This window comes from Archangium minus (genome assembly GCF_044360475.1).
In the GTDB taxonomy this organism is placed as follows: domain Bacteria; phylum Myxococcota; class Myxococcia; order Myxococcales; family Myxococcaceae; genus Archangium; species Archangium minus.
The window spans coordinates 3868727-3886805 of record NZ_CP043494.1 but is presented as its reverse complement, the minus strand read 5'-3'; the positions used below and the strand labels follow the sequence as shown (position 1 = coordinate 3886805).

Genomic DNA, 18079 nt, shown 5'->3' with positions numbered 1-18079 from the left:
GCAACCATCCAGTGAGTTCATGAAGACACCGAGTACAGAGCTCCGAAAGTTCGTCGCTCCCGAGATCGTCTACGGCTCGGGGTCAAGGTGTCTGGTCGGCCGCTATGCGCGCAACCTTGGGGCGACCCGGGTTCTCGTCGTGTCCGATCCCGGCGTGATCCTGGCGGGCTGGCTTCGGGATGCCGTCGCGTCACTGGAGCAAGAGGGGGTGCGCTACCACCTCTTCACGGACGTGAGCCCCAACCCCCGGGCTCAGGAGGTACATCAAGGAGTCCAGGTCTACCAGCAGGAGCACTGCGACGGCATCATCGCGGTGGGCGGGGGGAGCCCCATGGACTGCGCGAAGGGAATTGGCATCGTCCTGGCCAACAAGGAGGACATCCTCTCCTTCGAAGGCGTGGATCGGATCGCCAGACCCATCCCTCCGCTCGTCTGCGTTCCAACAACCGCGGGGAGCTCGGCGGATGTCTCCCAGTTCGCGATCATCACGGACACCGAGCGCCGTCTGAAGGTCTCCATCATCAGCAAGGCGATCGTCCCCGATATCTCGCTCGTCGACTACGATACCACGAGGACACTCACCCCCTTTCTCATCGCTTGTTGCGGCATGGATGCCTTCGTGCACGGAATCGAGGCCTTTGTCTCGAATGCCCACTCGAAGCTCACGGATGTGTATGCACTTGCTGCCATCTCGCTCGTCTGGAACAACCTGGCAGCGGCCATGGAAAGCCCTCTCAACGAAACCGCTCGCTGTCAGTTGATGGAAGGCAGCCTCGAGGCCGGGCTCGCGTTTTCGAACACCTCGCTCGGTGCCGTGCATGCCATGGCCCACGCCATGGGAGGGCTCATTGACAACCCTCACGGCGAAGCAAACGCCCTCCTCGTCGACCACGTGGTGGCCTTCAACTACGAGGCGGTACCCGAGCGCTTCGACCTCATCGCGGAGAAGCTGGGGCTGGAGCCCACCCGACTCGCACCGAGCAAACGCAAGGAGGCCCTTCTCTCCGCAATTCGGCAACTCAAGCACAGCACGGGCCTCGCGCTGAGGCTGCGGGACAAGGGAGTCTCACGCTCCGATATTCCCTTCCTCGCCCGGCATGCCCTCGCAGACCCCTGCATGGCAACGAACCCACGCCGCATGACACTCCGCGACGTGGAGGTGCTGTATGAGCAAGCCTTCTGATGAAACGCCCGAAGAACCCGTGACCTGGGAGTCCCTGCGAGACGCCATCATCGGGCTCGGCGAGCGCTCCATTCGTAAGAGCTACTACGGCGCGCTGCAGGAGCACCTCACGGAGCTTGCCCGCTTCCGGACGCTGCTCGACGAAACCCAAGAGGCCATCATCGTCACGGAGCTGCCCACCCTCCGTGTCCTGGATGCCAACCGGAAGGGGCTGTGGGTGCTTGGTGTCTCCAGCACCGCCCAGCTCTGCCGGCCGCTCGAATCCTTCTTCGCCGCGAGCGAGTGGCGCGTGCTCCAGGCGTGCGTTCACCCGAGCGAAAGTGACCCTGGTCCAGGCCCAGGGCTGCTGTCGCTCCAGCGGGAGGGGGAAGAACGGCTGCTCGAGCTCTCCATCCGCCAGGATGCATTCGGCCAGCGCCAATACCTGGTCATCATCGCCCGCGATGTCACGGAGCGGATGAGAATCGAGCAGGCGCTCCGTACGGCGAAGGAGGAGGCGGAGGCAGCGGCTCGAGCGAAGGCACAGTTCCTCGGCATTGCGTCCCATGAGCTTCGCACTCCCCTCACCTCTCTGCTGCTCCTGCTTCAACAGGGGGCCCGTCGGACAAAGCAGGAGGCATGCGGAGGCGAGCTGCTCAACCGGATGCTCCGCCTGGCCCGTCGGCTTGCCGTCCTGGTCGATGATCTGCTCGAGGTCTCCCGCCTCGAGCACGATCAGATCGTCATGAGGCCCACGCACATGGACCTGCGGGCGCTCGTGGCCGATGTAGTGGCGGACTTCCGCACCCGTGAGCCCGACCGGCACATCAGTCTTCGACTGCCTTCGGAGCCGGCGTACGTCGAGGCAGACACGACCCGCGTCGTGCAGGTGCTCTCGAATCTCCTGGAGAACGCCGTCAAGTACTCACCCGAAGGAGCACCCGTCGATGTCCGTTTCGAGTTGAAGGATGAGAGTGCTCGCGTGTCGGTGAGCGACCAGGGGCCAGGCATCCCCGAGGAGCAACGCGCCCTGCTCTTCACGCCTTTCGGACGTTTGAGGGAAGTGGGGCAGGACTCACCAGGGCTCGGACTAGGCCTCTACATTTCCCGCCAGCTCACCGAGCTCCAAGGAGGGCAGCTGCGTCTGGAACCGGCGGACGGTATGGGCACGACCTTCACCTTCTCGCTGCCTCTCGTCTCCAGGCCGGACTGGAGGGACGCTGGACAGATGGCCATCAGCACTCCCCCCAGCGAGTGACCGCGAGGATGTTGCCGTTCCAGCGGTGCTGCGCGCATTTGTTGAGGCACTGAGAATCCAAGATACCGCAGCACGGGCAAGCCTGGTGCCCAGTTCCATTCACCGCGCCCGTGAGGGATTCTGCTTTATTCCCGCTAGGGCTGGACAGTCCTGCCCCTCACAGCGAGCGTCTTGTGCAGAGAAGAACCTCCTCTACCTTCCTACCGTTCCTCCTTGCGTTGTCGGGATCCCTCCTCACCTCTGGATGTGGTGACAGCGAAGAAACCCAGGCGCCCGTCGCCCAGAAGCCTTTCGGCACGACGGATGAGAGCGAGCTCTACGTCGACACCACTTCGATCTGGGGCTCTCCACGCATCAGCGTCTGCTGGGAGAACCCGACGACCGCGGACGCCACCGCCCGGGCCTGGGTGCAGGATGCAGCCAACAGCACGTGGGGAAGTGTTTCGACGGTCGAGTTCGTCGACTGGGGCCCGTGCACCTCAACCTCACGAGGCATCCGCATCCGCATCGCGGACACGGGGCCTCACGTGAAGCAACTCGGCAGCCGGCTGGACGGCTACGTCAATGGCATGGAGCTCAACTTCACCTTCGCGAACTGGAGCCCGAGCTGCCAGTCCACACGAGAGTTCTGCATCCGAGCCATCGCGGTGCACGAGTTCGGACATGCACTCGGCTTCGCGCACGAGCAGAACCGCCCGGACCGGCCGTCCACCTGCTCCGAGCCCGCGCAGGGCCCCAACGGCAACCTGATGATTGGAGCCTGGGACCTCCAGTCGGTGATGAACTACTGCAACCCGAACTGGAATGGGAACGGGCAGCTGAGTGCGACCGACATCGCGGGCGTCATCCAGCTCTATGGTGACGCCCTATGGAGCCGGGACTTCGGCTACGACGCCGGAGGCTGGCGCGTGGAGCAGCACCCGCGCACCGTCGCGGATGTCAACGGGGACGGCCGTGCCGACATCGTCGGCTTTGGCCATGGGGGCGTGGTTGTCGCGCTGTCCACCGGCACCGGCTTTGCCCCGTCTCAGTACTGGCTGGCCGACTTCGGCTATGACGCTGGAGGCTGGCGCGTGGAGCAGCACCCGCGCACCCTGGCGGACGTGAACGGGGATGGCCGTGCCGACATCGTCGGCTTTGGCCATGGGGGCGTGGTTGTCGCGCTGTCCACCGGCACCAGCTTTGCCCCGTCTCAGTACTGGCTGGCCGACTTCGGCTATGACGCTGGAGGCTGGCGCGTGGAGCAGCACCCGCGCACCGCCGCGGATGTCAACGGGGACGGCCGTGCCGACATCGTCGGCTTTGGCCATGGGGGCGTGGTTGTCGCACTGTCCACCGGCACCGGCTTTGCCCCGTCTCAGTACTGGCTGGCCGACTTCGGCTACGACGCCGGAGGCTGGCGCGTGGAGCAGCACCCGCGCACCGTCGCGGATGTCAACGGGGACGGCCGTGCCGACATCGTCGGCTTTGGCCATGGGGGCGTGGTTGTCGCGCTGTCCACCGGCACCAGCTTTGCCCCGTCTCAGTACTGGCTGGCCGACTTCGGCTATGACGCTGGAGGCTGGCGCGTGGAGCAGCACCCGCGCACCGCCGCGGATGTCAACGGGGACGGCCGTGCCGACATCGTCGGCTTTGGCCATGAGGGCGTGGTTGTCGCGCTGTCCACCGGCACCAGCTTTGCCCCGTCTCAGTACTGGCTGGCTGACTTCGGCTACGACGCTGGAGGCTGGCGCGTGGAGCAGCACCCGCGCACCGCCGCGGATGTCAACGGGGACGGCCGTGCCGACATCGTCGGCTTCGGCAACGCGGGTGTGCATGCGCACCTGAACTGATGCTTGGCGCCCTGGCGGGTCGAAGGACCCGCCAGGAGAACCCACGACGAGCTGGCCACCGTCACGATGCGCGGTGCGCCAGCCGTCGTGAGAAGATGCCCACGCACTCCGTTCGAGCACCTACGTAGGGGACGGCCATGAAACGACATGTCGTGGGCGAGAACCTTCTGCCAGCGGTTGCGTTCGGAGATGCCGCCGGATTGCCACATGAAAAGAAGCCGCCCCTGCCACCCGGAAGCCTGGACCGCCCCGAGGACACACGGACCAACCCCTTCCTGGGAGAGCATCCGGCGGGCACGTGGAGCGGCCCCCGAGGCCGTTGTCAGCAGCCTCGTGCACAGGAATGTCTTGTCACGGCTTCTCGCTACACGGAAAGGTGAACCCCGTTCGTCGGCTCCAAAGGACATCATCCTGAAGGCTCATACCGATGCGCTCGAATATGAACGGCGCCTGGATGCCGAACCTGTCACCAGCCGGATTCTTGGCCCGATTGCCGCGGCCATCGAGAGCAACACCCTTGCCCGAGAAGGAATCCTCGCGGCGTCCCCGAGGGGCGGATTCTACGCACCTGAAACACTGGTCATGGCCTATGGCAGCTTCCTGCTCGAAGACCGGTTCCCCGAGAGCGTGTTCCGCGCCGTCGAGCTTGGAGGTGATAGCGACAGCATCGGCTCCATCGTCGCGACGATGTCCGCCTTCCTGCATGGCGAACTGAAGTTCCCCGCGGATTACGAAAAGGTATTCGCGCGAGAACGACTCGAGAGAATCTCCAAGCGGTTCGCGTCCGCCGCGCGTTGAGCCCGGAAGCTGGCGAGCGCCCCCTCGTGCCCACACCCACAGGTGAATCAATCAACCACAGAAGCCACGGCTCGGACATGTCACAACTTCGCACGAGCGACTCTGCCTAAGCAGACGAGCGGAGCTCCTCGTGGGGCGCCGTCCAGACAAGCGAGGCAGAGCCATGGAACAGGCACAACCCACTCAGCAGGGCGCGATCCTTTCTCCCAACCACTTCGAGCTGAAGGGGAAGGATATTCATGTGAACTTCTCGGAAACCAGCTTCACGGGTGAGCCACGCATGCAGTATCGCGATCGCCAGCGGCAGGTGAACGCGAGTGGCGACGAGATTCGTCAGGTGGATGTGGGCATCGGCAAGCTGGTGACGATCGTCCTCCAATCGAACGCGGCGGATGCCGAATTGATCGAATTCAGCGTGCTGATTCCCCACGCCATCCTGACGGGCTCGGACCGGAGCGTGCGCATCAACACCCTGGGCATAACGACCCGCAGCCCGGGATTCATCGCCCCCACCACTCGGCAACTCACGACGTACGCGGAGGTACGGCTAACGGGAGAAGGCATGTCCTTGGACTTCTGACGCGGGCCTCTGTTCGGAGCTCTTGGAACATCCTCCGCCGAAGCCGCCACTCCTCTGGACGAATGGCCAGTCTGGTGAGTTCGAGGACTATCGAAAAGACGTCCAATCCGACGCCCCAGCCCGAGTAGTCGCTGCATTCAAAACGCGCGACGAAGCAGAGGCATGGTTGAGCGCAACCCCCAAGCCGCCCGATCTGGCCTATGTGCTAATCTCAGACGAATACCACATCGTCATGCATTCCCGTGAGAGCAACATCCGCACGCTGGCCCCGCACCCGACTCTCGAATTCTACATCGAGGAGATAACGAAAGACGGCCTCCCCTTGGCTGAGGCAACGTTCAACACGCGAGAAGAGGCAACCGCTTGGTTCGACAGTAAGGCGGAGCCCCCGGCTCAGACTGTCATCCAGATCAGGGGGGAGCACTATCTGGCGGCGTACTACCGGAACATCAATCACCGAGCCCTCTTCCCCTTCACCATCGTGGAGCGTCGAAGGAAGAGAAGCAAAGACAGCCCGGGAGAATAGAGGAGACCCCCACTTGTAGGGCCAGGTTCGACCCGCTACCCTGGCCCGAGGAAATGCAACCTGGATATAGACCCAAAAAAGATGCTGGCATCCAAGTGGCTGTTCTCCGTTCTGAAGTTCGTTCACGAGTACTACGGCATCCTGTTCGGGGTGGCGGTTCTCACCTTCCTGGCGGCGGGGGTACTCCTCCGAAAAGCGGCCCCCCGCGCCAAGGCAGGTGGCGTGCTCCTCGTGGCCCTGTTGGCGGCGTATGTCTACCTGGGGGTGGCGGGCTTCGACACGCTGGCTGTCTGGGTCCAGCGCAACGGGGTGGAGGGCGAGGTGCTCCTCTCCCGCCAGGAACCCTCGAACACGTTCGTCAATAAAAGGCGGCTCCACAACTTCGTCGGTTTCCTCAAGCGACGGGGCAGCGAGGAGCTCCATCCCATCGAGTTCCTCGAGACGAACATCCTGCAATCGCCCGAGGTCGAGGGGTTCCATCCACGGGTTGGCAAGACGTACCCGGTGCGCTTCGTCGAGGCCTATCCGGACTTCTTCGTCTTCGACCACGGAGGCGCGCAAGGGGCGGCCCTCACGCAGGAGTGCTATGCGCGCTCTCGAAGGCAACCAGACCTCGTGGCGCGCAGTCAGCTGAAGCCAGGAGACGCCGCGCTCCAGAAGGAGCTCCTGGAGAACGGTACGTTCATCATCGAGAAATGCAGCCAGGTGTTCTGAGCGCCGTGAGGACGGGGCCGTTTCAAATCCGCTGACATCGACCCGGCTCTATCGCCTATCCGGTTCGGGGGAAGCCTCCACATTCCCAGTACAGGCCCGGACAATGTCCGCCCACGGAGGTGTGGAGCTCCAAGTGGAGGTAACCCCGGTCGCTGAAGAGGAACCAGTCGCCCGAAGGCACGAGCGAGTTGCACCACAGCGCGAACTCCGCGCAGTCGTGGATTTCCCCTGTAAATACGGGCGCGGGCACCTGTCGCTTGAGGGAGCCCTCAACCTGGGAGTGGGAAGGAGACGTAGCGACCCTGGACATCCACGGCACCCGTTACCTGCGAGTAGCTCATGGACAGCTCGAACTCCAGACACTCACCAAGCTCCGGGTTTTGAATCTCCCGGAGGGTGATACCGGGCCAGCGGAGGCGGGGGCGGCGGAGCTCCGCAATTTCCGTGACGGCGCCGGTGTTTCCGGTCATCTACCGTCTCCGCCGCCAGGCCTCGTTGGTCACCAGGCAGGCGACCTGCGAGGATCCCGCACGTGCTCATCCGGTACTCCGATTGGAAGAAGCCCACCGACGCGGCCTACGCGTTCCAGCTCCACGCGGCCTTCTCCCCGGAAATTCCCGCCACGGGCCTCCCGAGTGACATCCGAGCGGTCGCCCGCGAGGTCCTCGGTGCCGACGAGGCGGACCGCTTCGAGAAGCGGATTCACCGGTGGTCCGGTCCGGAGAATGTGGTCGGAGACGCGGGCGAGAAGCCCTACGAGGGTCAGCAGCTCACCTTCGAGGAGCACCCCTGGCGCGGCGCGATCTCGATGCGGGACATGGACTCGGTACTCCGAGGCAACGTCCTGGTGATGCGCGGCCACTCCGGCCAGGCCGACTACCTGCTGCGCGACCACCACATGCTCGACGTGGCCCTGTACCACTACCGGACGACCGGCGAGCTGCCCCGTTCCCTCTTCCACGCGGATCGCCACTCGGATTGGTGCAAGGACGGCTACCTGGAGGCGCGCGTGCCCCCTCAGGCGGCCACCTGGTGGAAGCTCTTCGAGGGACTGAAGCGGCCGGAAGACTCGGCTCCCGTGCTCACCGAGCAGGACATCTTCTTCACCACCGCCAAGGCCGAGCCGTCCTCCCGAATGACTGGCCGCGACGTGGGCTTCTCCACGCTCGTCCCCTGGTTCGTGGACACCTCGGAGTTGCACTGGAGCCAGGTGCTCGCCCGGCCCGGCGTGGTCGAGGCGGATTGGGTGTCGCTGGACCTCGACTACTTCCAGCCCGCGCCTCAGTTGCGGCTGAGCGGCGGCCTCCTGCGCGACCCGCGCTTCCACGGGATGATGGAGGGCGCCCGGGTGCGTGTCTTCGTGCTCTCGCCCCAGTTCACCAACGGCGGAGACAAGATCGACCCCTGGGAAATCCAGGGCAGCGTTCACTCGTCACTCCGGCTGTTGAACCTGCTGCGCCAGCTCCCCGGCAAGGTGCGGCTCCAGCACCCCTGAAGCACGACGGGCGGCCCCCTCGAGGAGAGCCGCCCGCCGTTCAACCCATCCTGCCCGCCGAAGCTACGGCTGGGTGTAGGAGATGGTCAGGTTGTACGTGCCCGCGGAGGCACCGCGCACCATGACGTAAGCGGCACTCTGGCCGGACGGCACGGTGAGCGAGCACGTCTCGGAAGCACCGGACGCGTTCGAGCGGCAGTCGAACTTGCTGGTGGTGGGCGCCGAGCCGAAGCGCGCGTACAGGTCGGGGTTGCCCGTGCCCGTCATGGTCACCGTGAAGGTGGTGCCGGCCAGCACGCTGAAGGGCCCGAAGTTCACGTTCTGGCGCCGGGCCACGCTGCCGCTGGCCGTCTGGGTCACAGGAGAGCCCGTGCCACCACCGCCGCTCCCGCCACCATAGGTGCCCTTGAGGGTCACGCCCGAGTAGGCCGAGTAGGCGTTGAGCATCACGTACCAGGTGCCGGCCTGCGGGTTGGTGAAGGAGCAGCTCTCCAGGTTGCCACCCTTGTACGGACGGCAGTCGTAGGTGCTGGAGCTGGGGACGGAGCCGTAGCGCACGTACAGGTCCGCGTCACCCGTGCCACCGCTGATGTCGAACACCAGGCTGGACTGACCGGCAGGGACCTCGAGCGAGTAGTACTTCTTGTTGCCGGAGCTGCCGGAGAGGCCGCTCACCGCCACGTCGTTGGTCAGCGCGGTCACCACCGGCGGAGGAGGAGGCACCCCCACGGCCTTCCAGGCCTCGTTCACGGCCACGGCCTCGGCCGAGCCCGCGCCGTAGAGCGCCTCGGCCGCCTGCACCGTGTACGTCTTGGCCTGCTCGAAGGTGGTGCTGGCCGTGAACAGGTCCGTGTTGGCCTTGTAGAAGATGTGGCCGGCCTTCTCCGGTCCAATGGCTGGCACCGTGTTGCTGGACTTGCCGCGCGGGTGCGTGCCGCCCTTGGACAGCAGCGAGAACACCAGGTTGCTGATGCCCGAGCTGTAGTGCACGTCCTGCCCGGCGTAGTCCGCGTAGAAGTCGAGCGAGACGCCATCCTTGGCTGGATCGTCCATGTAGCGCAGCGCATCGTTCGCGGTGCCCGGCGTCCAGATGTCCTCGCCCACCATGAAGACATCCGCGTCCACGGCCCAGTTGCGCGTCCAGCTCTCGCACACGCCGGCGAAGATGTCGGACATGGACTCGTTGAGGCCACCGGACTCACCCGAGTAGATGAGGTTCGACTCCGAGTCCGTCACGGCGTGGGTGAGCTCGTGCACGGTCACGTCCAGGTCCTTGCCCAGCTCGATGGAGTCCACGCCGTCTCCATCGCCGTACACCATCTGGGTGCCGTCCCAATAGGCATTCACGTAGTTGCTGCCGTAATGGACGGTGCTGATAAGCGTAGCGCCCGCATTGTCATACGAGTCGCGGCCGAACAGTGTCTGGTAGCAGTTATAGGTGGCGCCCAGCATGTCGTAGTTCATGTCGACGTGCGCGTCGCCAATGGGGGCCTGGCCCTCGCTGCGCTTGAGGGTACCCGGCGTGCTCGAGCCGTTGTTGGCCGAGTACACCTTGCGGTTGAGCGCGGAGTGGATGAGCGGGTTGACCAACAGAATGCCGCCGCGCTGCGCGTCCACATAGACGAGGTCATCGGCGGCCATGCCCTCACGCGTCCCCTTCACGCGCACCTCGTAGGCCAGCCGCGGCTCCGAGCCGCTCTCGGAGCGCAGGTAGACGAGCTTCGCGTCGCTGGCAGAAGCGCCTCTCGCGGTGGAGCCCTCCACGGCCACCGTCTGCGCCGCCTCCGGGGCGACCTTTGCCTCAGCGGACACCTTCGAGCCGTCCCGAGCCGAGCCGTTGGCCGCGTAGACATTGTTCGCCGCGTCCACGTGCAGCACGAGCTCGCCGCCCACCACCTGGAGGCCGTTCTTCAGCTGCTGGAAGCGCAGGTGTCGGTGGCCCTGGGCATCCACCGTGGCGCGCCTGAGCACCAGGTCATTCTCATTCAGCCGAAACACCGGGGCGACCAGGGCGAGCGCCTCGCGCACGTCCACCTCCGCAGCGGAGCGCAGCTGCCCCTGCTTCCGCAAGGCTCGGCCGAGCTGGCCGCGAATGAAGTAGGGAACCTCCCCGTCAGTGCCCAGCACCCGGGCGCCCTGGATGCGAGCCAGCGCGGACTGGATGTCGGCGTCATCGCCCGCCTGCACGGGCGGCTCGCCCTCCTGCATCGCACCGCACGCGGCCAGGCTGGCACCCAGCCACACCGCAAAGAACGTCCTCGAGAACCGGTTGATCACGAAGCACTCCCCCCGATGAAAGAAGGAGCTTTCTTGACATACCTGTTACATAGGCTTCAAGGCACCATGATGTTTTGCAGGGTTTTTTTCTGATTGCTGTGTGTGATCGCGAACGCGAAGTCGCTTGGCTGCCTTAGGACGAGCTGGCACGTTGCTCAGTTTTTCATTCTCCTGGCGAGAGCCCTCCATGAAGCTCACAAAGCTCAACATCCACGGGTACCGGGACGTCGCACCTGGAACGCAGCTCGTGTTCAGCCCGTCACTCAACCTGGTGATCGGAGAGAACGGCACCGGCAGGACGACGCTGCTGGACCTGCTCTCGCGCGTCCTCGCCTCAGACTTCTCCGGGCTCATCCGAGAGGAGTTTTCACTGGAGTACACCCTCTCCTTCCCTGGGATGGAGCTGCACGTCCGCGTCCGGAACGCACGACCCTCCGCCGCCGCTCCAACCGGGGGCGCTTCACGCGAGGACCTGGCGCTCTTGCCTCCGCGCTCCCAGGAGAAAGGACCGGAGCTCGAGCCCTTCATGGAGCTGAGCATCCAGCTTGAGTCCCCCTCCACCCTGCTGGTGATGCGCTCGGATGCTGTGGGCGTGTCCTGGGAAGTGGATGGACAACCCGCCTACTCACAGACCATGCACTGGTCCCTGTTGGACCGCACCGTGTGGGTGGTGCTCTTCATGACGGCCCAGCGGCTGGAGCCCGAGCTCCGGGAGCGGCTCAAGGAGCTCCTCCGCCGCACCTTCCTGATGGCTCCCGCGCGCTTCGACGAGTCCCTGGGGATGTTCCAGCAGATGGGTACCACGCAGTATGGAATGGAGCTGCGGGGCGAAGAGGTGTTTCCCCTCGGGCTGATGTCGCTGCCCAGGTGGCTGCCGGGGCTGTTGAGAGATCGAACGGAGCAGGCCCTCTCCGCCGGCTTCATCGACATCCGCCACGACGAGCTCGAACAGGGCTTCCTCGCGCGCTTCGTCTCCCTGGCAGGGTTCACCGCGGGGAAGTTCCGCGTGGAGCTGCTCAAGCAGCGGAGCTACGAGGGCGGCGAGCGCCTGGAGTTCGGCCACTTCGGCTGCGGCTTCACCCGGCGCGACGGCTCCGTGCTGTCCCAGGAGCAGCTCGGCCACGGACAGAAGCGGCTGCTGTCCTTCCTCTACTACCTGGATCTCAACGAGGACTTCGTCATCGCGGACGAGCTGGCCAACGGGCTGCACCCTCGCTTTGTCGAGGCCTGCCTTCGCCACCTGAGCCCCCGGCAGTCCTTCGTCACCAGCCAGAACCCGGCCACGTTCGAGCATGTGCCGCTCGGCTCCGCCGAGGAGGTGCGCGCCTCGCTCATCCACTGTGGGACCGCGCTCCAAGACGGACGCGAGTGGAAGGTCTGGTCCAACCCCACGCCCGAGACGGCCACGCGGCTCTTCGGGGCATACCAGCGGGGAGACACCCCGCTCGGCACGCTGCTGCGCCAGCACGGGCTGTGGTGAGTCAGGCCCCCGCCTTCCGCGCCCGCTCGAGCTCCGCTCGGAAGAAGGCGCTGTGCTGGGCGAGCGTCTCCATATAGGGCAAGACGTCCTCGCGAGCCTCGGGAGACAGCAGCGCGAAGGGCGTCACGTGCGCGTCCGGCACGTAGCGGAAGGTGAGGTTGATGCGCCGGGTCTTGAAGTCCGGCATCTCGGGCGGGAGCGTGTGGCCCGCGCGCGTGTCCACCCGCTGCACCCGGTGGAAGGTCTGCTCCTTCCAGCGCGCGCCTCCAAAGAGCTGCAGCGCACCGTCATCCAGCCACTGCTCCAACACCACCTCATCGCGCTCGCCCGGGCGGGTGGAGGTGACGAACTGGATGAGCGCACGCTCGCCGAAGGACAGCGAGGCCACCGGTCCTGGCTCAAAGTCCTTGTGCTCGCCCACCCGCGCCGTGTCCACCCAGCGCCCGTCCTCGAGCCGGCTGCCGTAGAAGTTCACCAGGCAGGTGTTGAGGTGCCAGCCGGAGGGCATGTCCGGGCCGCGGAACATGCGGCGCGCGAGCTGCTCCACCTTCTCCACCTGACGCTGGAGCACCGCCGGGAAGGGCTCGGCCTTCACGCAGCGGTCCTTCACGCCCTTCGGCGGGCGGTAGTAGTCGAGACACGCGAACTGCCAGTTACCCAGCCAGTACACCGGCCGGAGCAGCCGCCGCTGCGTCTGCCCCGGCGGAGGGGGAAAGTGCTTGGAGTAACGCTCCTCCCACAGCGGGTGCAGGGTCCCGAGCCAGGAGAGGATCTCCGCCCGGTCCGCCGCCGAGAGGAAGCTCGCGTTGTAATGGTGGCCCGGGGTGCGCTGGCGGGCCTTGTGGGCCAGGGAGCGGCCGTAGCGGGGAGGAGGAGCCATGGCCCCTCCACTACCACAGCGCTCAGAGGGCGGGGCATCGTCGGGCCTAAGACAGTCTCACGAAATTCACGGAGAGCGTGATCCACCCGGATGCCGCCAACGCAAGGAGCGGAAGGGAGGGCTACCCGTGGCAGACAAAGCAAGCCTTGCGTTGGACTTTCGCAATATCGACCGGACCCAAGCTTCCACCGAGGCCGTCCGCTTCCTGGACAACCTGAACGCCACCCAGCAGGTGCAGGAGATACAGCGCCTGACGCATCGCCTGCTGGGCGCATGTGAGGGCGCTCACGTCCTGGATGCGGGCTGCGGGGTGGGTGATGTCACCCGAGAGCTAGGCGCCTTGGTCGGGAGGACCGGCCGGGTGACGGGGGTCGACCTGAGCGAGGCCATGGTGGCCGAGGCGCGCCGCAGAACAGAAGGCCTGGGACTGCCCGTGGAGTTCCGACACGGGAACATCCACCAGCTGGACTTCCCCTCGGAGAGCTTTGATGGATGCCGCGCCTCCCGCGTCTTCATCTACCTGGAAGATCCCCGCCAGGCGCTCAGCGAGCTGTTGCGGCTCACACGACCTGGGGGCACGGTGGTGCTCTTCGAACCGGAGATGGACAGCCTGGTGCTGGACGGGCCGGACCGGGCCGTGGTCCGGAAGCTGGTGCACTTCTGGGCGGATCAGCTCCGCAATCCGTGGGTGGGCCGGCGGATTCCAGGCCTGTTCCGCTCCCTCGGGGTCACCGAGCTGTCCGTCACTCCGGTAGCCGGCACCTGGACGCTGAGCACCATGGAGGCGTTCGGCCTTCATCCCATCCTGGGGAAGGCCGTCCAGTCGGGAGTGGCGACCGCCAACGAGGTGGCGGAGTGGCTCCAGTTCATGAAGGAGCGAGACCAAGAAGGGAGCTTCTACGGCGCGGTGACGGGCATGGTGGTCCGCGGCATCAAGCCGATTGACTGAGGCGCCCTCCCCCACCAGGAGCCCTCGCCTAAAATGGATTCCATGTCGATGGAGCACACGGAAGACACTGTCGAGAGCGCGGGCGGATTGAAGCTGTACTACCAGGCGTGGCGGCCCCCGGGTCAGCCGCGCACGGCGGTGGCCATCATCCACGGCATCGGCGAGCACAGCGGTCGATTCAAGAACATCGTCGACTACCTCGTGGCGCGAGGCCATGCGGTGTACGCGCTCGATCTCCGGGGGCATGGGCGATCCCCGGGACAGCGGGGCCACCTGATGTCGTGGTCGGAGTACCGGGAGGACGTGAAGGCCTTCCTCGGGAGGATCTCCACCCGAGAGCCCGGCCGGCCTCTCTTCCTCTACGGCCACAGTATGGGCGGGCTCGTCGTCCTGGACTACGTGCTGCGCCACCCAGAGGGCCTGAGCGGGACGATCATCAGCGGCCCCCCCTTCGAGTCCGTGGGCGTGGCCACTCCGCTGCTGGTGGCCTCGGCGCGAATCCTCTCGCGCCTCTGGCCGACCTTCGCGCTCGACGTGCCCCTCGAGGCCGAGGCCTTGTGCAGGGATCGCGAGAGAATCACCCAGTACCTGGGGGATCCGCTCGTCCACCGCAGGTGCTCGGTGCGCTGGGCCGCGGAGGCGCTCGACGCGGGCGCGTGGGTGAAGGCCCACGCCGCGGAGTTGCGCCTCCCGCTGCTCCTGCTCCATGGGGAGGAGGACCGCATCAACACCGCCGCCGGTACCCGCCGCTTCTTCGAGTCCGTGAGCTACCCCGACAAGACGCTGCACCTGGTCCCCGGCGGCTACCACGAGCCCCACAGCGATCCAGGCTACGAGCAGGTGCTCCAACGGGTGGAGGAACATCTGCTCTCGCACATGCCCGAGGCTGCACGGCCCTGAAGCGCTCAGTGGTCCGCGACCACGACGAAGTGCTCATGCACCTGGCGGACGTCCGAGGCATGCGAGACACGGAACTCGTACCGCCCGGGCTTGTCGATGCGCACCCGCAGCGGCAGGGCGGAGGCCCCGGTGTCGGCGGTGAACTCGTGGACGCAGCGCGCCTCATCACAGCCCACGAGCTGCAGCGCGGGCAGGTGCTGGGCGTGCTGATGGAAGTTCACATCGGCCGGCGCCTCCAGCCGGACCGTGGCTGGCTCTCCGGAGTGCACGCCATGGTTCCAGGGAAGCTCCAACCAGCCAGCACCCTCCCCGGGTATCTGGAAGGACACATGCCGGGAGGGAAGCATCTCGCCCTGGAGCTCCGAGCCGCCCATCACGCTGTCCACTCCGTCCATCCGCACCGCCACCACGAGCAACGCACAGGCCAAGGCGGCCCCCAGGAGCATCCGGAACTCGGGGTGATAGGCATGGGTGCGCTCGAACAACCCCTTGCGGCGACCCGGCTTGGAAGCCGTGCTCGAGGCCTTGGCCGCTTCGGCCTCCTGAAGTGCCGCCTGAAGGCGCACCTGGAAACGGCCAGAGGGCCGCTCCTTCCGAAGCGCCGACATGGCGGATCGAACTTCCTCGGGCAGAGGAGGAAGGTTCTTTCCATCATTCGAGCTCACGAACGTTCTCCCGCGCTGACGACCTGCGCTTGTTGGGCCACCATGGATTTGAAGCGCTCCCCCAACTGGGCGCGGCCCCGGAAGTGGCGGCTCTTCACCGTCCCCACCGGAAGGCCAAGGGATTCCGCCACCTCTTCATACCCCAGCTCCTCCACGTCACACAGGAGGACCACCAATCGGAACTTCTCGGGCAGAGAATGCAAACACCTCATGAGCAGCTCCGCCTCTTCCGACTGACACACCTGGGTCTCCGGGTTGGGCTGCTCGGTCCCTCCCGTAAAAAGCGAGCCGAGCACCGACGTGGCCCCCTCCAGGACGGAGTCCAGCAACGAGCGACGCCGTGACACCGCGCGCCGACTCTCCACGAACTGGTTGCGCACGATGCCGCAGAGCCACCCGAAGAAGGAGCCCCGCTGCTGATAGCTGTCCCGGTGGAGGAAGGCTCGTACCAGGGCATCCTGAAGCAAATCCTCCGCCTCCTGTTTGTCACGGCACAAGGTCATGCAGAGACGGTGGAGCCGTGGGAGCAGGGGCTCCACCTCCGCCTCGAAGCGCGCCCGCGCGCCTCTCTCCTCGCCCCCTTCAGTACTCGCGCCCTCGCTCATCTCCGCTCCACCCCAGGTGCGACACACTCGTCACACCTCCGGGTGTCCACTTTTCTCATCAGACGGAATGACTCACGCGCTGGTTCCCGACTTTCGTCCGGTTTCATTTCGAATCCCGATCTGCCCAGGGCTTGCACGCTTTTCTAGATAAAGACCAACCCGCCTCAAAAAACACAAAAGAAGCAAGCCTGGGAACCATCACAGGACTCGTTCCGTCCCCCTGCTTTCGTAAGGCCATGGCGACCCTCAACAGCCGCCAGCCTGCGTGAATCAGGAGGTTCGCCCCCATGCAGCCGCAACACTCCCCTTCTTCTCCTCGCACCGAGTCCGAGGGCCGCTCCGCCTGGAAGAGCGACATCGTCTCCGGCTTCCTCGTCTTCCTCATCGCGCTGCCGCTGTGCCTGGGCATCTCCTTGGCGAGCGGCTTTCCGCCCGTGGCCGGCATCCTCACCGCGGTGATCGGCGGCGTCGTCTCTTCCTTTTTGGGGAGCGCCCGCTTGACCATCAAGGGCCCCGCCGCGGGACTTATCGTCATCGCGCTCGGGGCGGTAACGGACCTCGGCGGCGGCGATGCGCAGCTCGGCTACCGCCGGGCGCTGGCGACCATCGTCGTGGCGGCCGTCCTGCAGATTCTCTTCGCGGCGTTGCGAACTGGGACGCTGGGGGACTTCTTCCCCTCGTCAGTGGTGCACGGAATGCTCGCGGCCATCGGCGTCACCATCTGCTCGAAGCAGATTCACGTGCTGCTCGGTGTGACGCCCACCGCCAAGGAGCCGATCCACCTCCTGGCGGAGATTCCCCACAGCCTGGGGAAGCTGAACCCGGAGATCGCCCTCATCGGCGTCATCAGCCTGCTCCTCCTCTTCGGCCACGCGATGCTGTCCAAGCGGATCGCCGTCCTCAAGCGCGTGCCGGCGCCGCTGCTGGTGCTGCTCGTCGCGGTGCCCCTGGGCGTCGTCTTCGACCTGGACCACGAGCACACCTTCACCTTCTCCAGTGAGGTCTTCTCGGTGGGCCCCAAGTTCCTGGTGAACCTGCCGAGCAACCTGCTCACGGCCATCACCTTCCCGGACTTCTCCGCCGTCTTCACGTCCGCGTCCATCAAGTACATCGTCATGTTCGCGCTGGTGGGCAGCATCGAGTCCCTGCTGACGGCCAAGGCGATGGACATGCTGGATCCAGAGAAGCGCCGCTCCAACCTGGACAAGGATCTGTTCGCCACCGGCGCGGGCAACCTGCTCGCGGGCCTGATCGGCGGCCTGCCGATGATCTCCGAGGTCGTCCGCAGCTCGGCCAACATCGGCTACGGGGCCAAGAGCCGGCTGTCCAACTTCTTCCACGGCCTGTTCCTGCTGCTGTTCGTGGCGTTCGCGCCCATGCTCATCCACCGCATTCCGCTGGCCGCGCTGGCCGCCATGCTCGTCTTCACGGGCGTGCGGCTGGCCTCGCCCAGCGAGTTCGTGAAGACGTTCCGCATCGGCGCCGAGCAGCTCATCATCTTCACCTTCACGCTGGGCGTGACGCTGGCCACGGACCTGCTGGTGGGTGTGGCCTCGGGCATTGTCCTGAAGGTGGTGGTGCACCTGCTCAATGGCGCGCCGCTGGCAGGCCTCTTCCGCCCGGAGATCGAGGAGCACAAGGCGGAGGGACAGGTGGTGCTGCGCGTGCGGCACGCGGCCGTCTTCACCAACTTCCTGAAGCTCAAGAAGCAACTGGCGAGGCACGCCCAGGCGCAGCACGTCGAGGTGGACCTGACGGACGCGAAGCTGGTGGACCACACGGTGATGGAGCGGCTGCACGAGCTGGAAGGCGAGTTCTCGCGTGAGGGCCGCCACCTGCACATCCGCGGGCTTGATCAGCACCGCAGCCTCTCCGCTCACCCGCTGTCCGCGCGCAAGAAGGGACCCAAGAGCACTCTGGGACTTTCCTCTTGAGCTGAACCCGTTCCCCCCAAACAC

General features: G+C 65.7%; 17 protein-coding genes. 12 read left to right on the top strand and 5 right to left on the bottom strand.

The window, feature by feature from the left end; translation table 11 throughout:
• The first annotated feature begins 19 nt into the window (after nucleotides 1-19).
• The 7 genes from ercA (at nucleotide 20) to F0U60_RS16035 (ending at nucleotide 6870) form a co-directional block, all read left to right on the top strand.
• Nucleotides 20-1183: an alcohol dehydrogenase-like regulatory protein ErcA gene (gene ercA / locus F0U60_RS16065; protein ID WP_395820351.1), complete on the top strand. Its 1164-nt coding sequence runs from the start codon at nucleotides 20-22 to the stop codon at nucleotides 1181-1183.
• On the top strand, nucleotides 1167-2420 hold the full coding sequence (locus F0U60_RS16060) for an ATP-binding protein (RefSeq protein ID WP_395820348.1): 1254 nt from the start codon (nucleotides 1167-1169) through the stop codon (nucleotides 2418-2420). Before ercA ends, F0U60_RS16060 begins: the two co-directional genes overlap by 17 nt.
• A 218-nt stretch (nucleotides 2421-2638) precedes the next feature.
• A complete protein-coding gene (locus tag F0U60_RS16055) occupies nucleotides 2639-4252 on the top strand; it encodes an FG-GAP-like repeat-containing protein (RefSeq protein ID WP_395820345.1) in 1614 nt (537 codons plus the stop codon).
• Between the two features lie 348 nt (nucleotides 4253-4600).
• Nucleotides 4601-5050, top strand: coding sequence for an ADP-ribosylglycohydrolase family protein (locus F0U60_RS16050; protein ID WP_395820342.1), 450 nt, complete (start codon nucleotides 4601-4603; stop codon nucleotides 5048-5050).
• 163 nt (nucleotides 5051-5213) lie between these two features.
• Nucleotides 5214-5630, top strand: a complete 417-nt coding sequence (locus F0U60_RS16045) for a hypothetical protein (protein WP_395820339.1) — start codon at nucleotides 5214-5216, stop codon at nucleotides 5628-5630.
• Between the two features lie 166 nt (nucleotides 5631-5796).
• Nucleotides 5797-6156 (top strand): hypothetical protein, encoded by a 360-nt coding sequence (locus F0U60_RS16040; RefSeq protein WP_395820337.1) that lies wholly within the window; start codon nucleotides 5797-5799, stop codon nucleotides 6154-6156.
• A gap of 81 nt (nucleotides 6157-6237) precedes the next feature.
• Nucleotides 6238-6870, top strand: coding sequence for a hypothetical protein (locus F0U60_RS16035; protein ID WP_395820334.1), 633 nt, complete (start codon nucleotides 6238-6240; stop codon nucleotides 6868-6870).
• Between the two features lie 269 nt (nucleotides 6871-7139).
• Here the strand turns inward: F0U60_RS16035 and F0U60_RS16030 are convergent, their stop codons facing one another.
• Nucleotides 7140-7340: a hypothetical protein gene (locus F0U60_RS16030; protein ID WP_395820331.1), complete on the bottom strand. Its 201-nt coding sequence runs from the start codon at nucleotides 7338-7340 to the stop codon at nucleotides 7140-7142.
• Nucleotides 7341-7402: 62 nt separating this feature from the next.
• Here F0U60_RS16030 and F0U60_RS16025 point away from each other — a divergent pair, with 62 nt between their 5' ends.
• Complete coding sequence (locus tag F0U60_RS16025; protein WP_395820328.1) at nucleotides 7403-8365, top strand: hypothetical protein; 963 nt, start codon at nucleotides 7403-7405, stop codon at nucleotides 8363-8365.
• Between the two features lie 63 nt (nucleotides 8366-8428).
• On the opposite strand, the gene F0U60_RS16020 is transcribed toward F0U60_RS16025, so the two are convergent.
• Nucleotides 8429-10642 carry a M4 family metallopeptidase gene (locus F0U60_RS16020; RefSeq protein ID WP_395820326.1) on the bottom strand — a complete coding sequence of 738 codons (2214 nt, stop codon included), beginning with the start codon at nucleotides 10640-10642 and terminating at the stop codon, nucleotides 8429-8431.
• 187 nt (nucleotides 10643-10829) lie between these two features.
• Here F0U60_RS16020 and F0U60_RS16015 point away from each other — a divergent pair, with 187 nt between their 5' ends.
• Nucleotides 10830-12122: an AAA family ATPase gene (locus F0U60_RS16015; RefSeq protein WP_395820323.1), complete on the top strand. Its 1293-nt coding sequence runs from the start codon at nucleotides 10830-10832 to the stop codon at nucleotides 12120-12122.
• Between the two features lies 1 nt (nucleotide 12123).
• Here the strand turns inward: F0U60_RS16015 and F0U60_RS16010 are convergent, their stop codons facing one another.
• Nucleotides 12124-13002: an alpha-ketoglutarate-dependent dioxygenase AlkB gene (locus F0U60_RS16010; RefSeq protein WP_395820320.1), complete on the bottom strand. Its 879-nt coding sequence runs from the start codon at nucleotides 13000-13002 to the stop codon at nucleotides 12124-12126.
• Between the two features lie 127 nt (nucleotides 13003-13129).
• Here F0U60_RS16010 and F0U60_RS16005 point away from each other — a divergent pair, with 127 nt between their 5' ends.
• Both F0U60_RS16005 and F0U60_RS16000 read left to right on the top strand, forming a co-directional pair.
• Nucleotides 13130-13951, top strand: coding sequence for a methyltransferase domain-containing protein (locus F0U60_RS16005; protein WP_395820318.1), 822 nt, complete (start codon nucleotides 13130-13132; stop codon nucleotides 13949-13951).
• Between the two features lie 33 nt (nucleotides 13952-13984).
• Nucleotides 13985-14851, top strand: coding sequence for a lysophospholipase (locus F0U60_RS16000; protein WP_395820315.1), 867 nt, complete (start codon nucleotides 13985-13987; stop codon nucleotides 14849-14851).
• A 5-nt stretch (nucleotides 14852-14856) separates the two neighbouring features.
• Here the strand turns inward: F0U60_RS16000 and F0U60_RS15995 are convergent, their stop codons facing one another.
• Together F0U60_RS15995 and F0U60_RS15990 are read right to left on the bottom strand one after the other, a co-directional pair.
• The gene (locus tag F0U60_RS15995; RefSeq protein ID WP_395820313.1) at nucleotides 14857-15459 is read right to left on the bottom strand and encodes a hypothetical protein; all 603 of its coding nucleotides are present in this window, start codon (nucleotides 15457-15459) and stop codon (nucleotides 14857-14859) included.
• Between the two features lie 53 nt (nucleotides 15460-15512).
• On the bottom strand, nucleotides 15513-16121 hold the full coding sequence (locus F0U60_RS15990) for an RNA polymerase sigma factor (protein WP_395820310.1): 609 nt from the start codon (nucleotides 16119-16121) through the stop codon (nucleotides 15513-15515).
• Between the two features lie 287 nt (nucleotides 16122-16408).
• On the opposite strand from F0U60_RS15990, the gene F0U60_RS15985 reads away from it, so the two are divergent.
• Complete coding sequence (locus F0U60_RS15985) at nucleotides 16409-18055, top strand: SulP family inorganic anion transporter (protein WP_395820307.1); 1647 nt, start codon at nucleotides 16409-16411, stop codon at nucleotides 18053-18055.
• The last annotated feature ends 24 nt before the right edge of the window (nucleotides 18056-18079 follow it).

Coding starts and splice junctions, on each gene's coding strand:
- ercA (WP_395820351.1), top strand. CDS start 20: ATGAAGACACCGAGTACAGAGCTCCGAAAGTTCGTCGCTCCCGAGATC.
- F0U60_RS16060 (WP_395820348.1), top strand. CDS start 1,167: ATGAGCAAGCCTTCTGATGAAACGCCCGAAGAACCCGTGACCTGGGAG.
- F0U60_RS16045 (WP_395820339.1), top strand. CDS start 5,214: ATGGAACAGGCACAACCCACTCAGCAGGGCGCGATCCTTTCTCCCAAC.
- F0U60_RS16035 (WP_395820334.1), top strand. CDS start 6,238: ATGCTGGCATCCAAGTGGCTGTTCTCCGTTCTGAAGTTCGTTCACGAG.
- F0U60_RS16030 (WP_395820331.1), bottom strand. CDS start 7,340: ATGACCGGAAACACCGGCGCCGTCACGGAAATTGCGGAGCTCCGCCGC.
- F0U60_RS16015 (WP_395820323.1), top strand. CDS start 10,830: ATGAAGCTCACAAAGCTCAACATCCACGGGTACCGGGACGTCGCACCT.
- F0U60_RS16010 (WP_395820320.1), bottom strand. CDS start 13,002: ATGGCTCCTCCTCCCCGCTACGGCCGCTCCCTGGCCCACAAGGCCCGC.
- F0U60_RS16000 (WP_395820315.1), top strand. CDS start 13,985: ATGGATTCCATGTCGATGGAGCACACGGAAGACACTGTCGAGAGCGCG.
- F0U60_RS15995 (WP_395820313.1), bottom strand. CDS start 15,459: ATGTCGGCGCTTCGGAAGGAGCGGCCCTCTGGCCGTTTCCAGGTGCGC.
- F0U60_RS15990 (WP_395820310.1), bottom strand. CDS start 16,121: ATGAGCGAGGGCGCGAGTACTGAAGGGGGCGAGGAGAGAGGCGCGCGG.
- F0U60_RS15985 (WP_395820307.1), top strand. CDS start 16,409: ATGCAGCCGCAACACTCCCCTTCTTCTCCTCGCACCGAGTCCGAGGGC.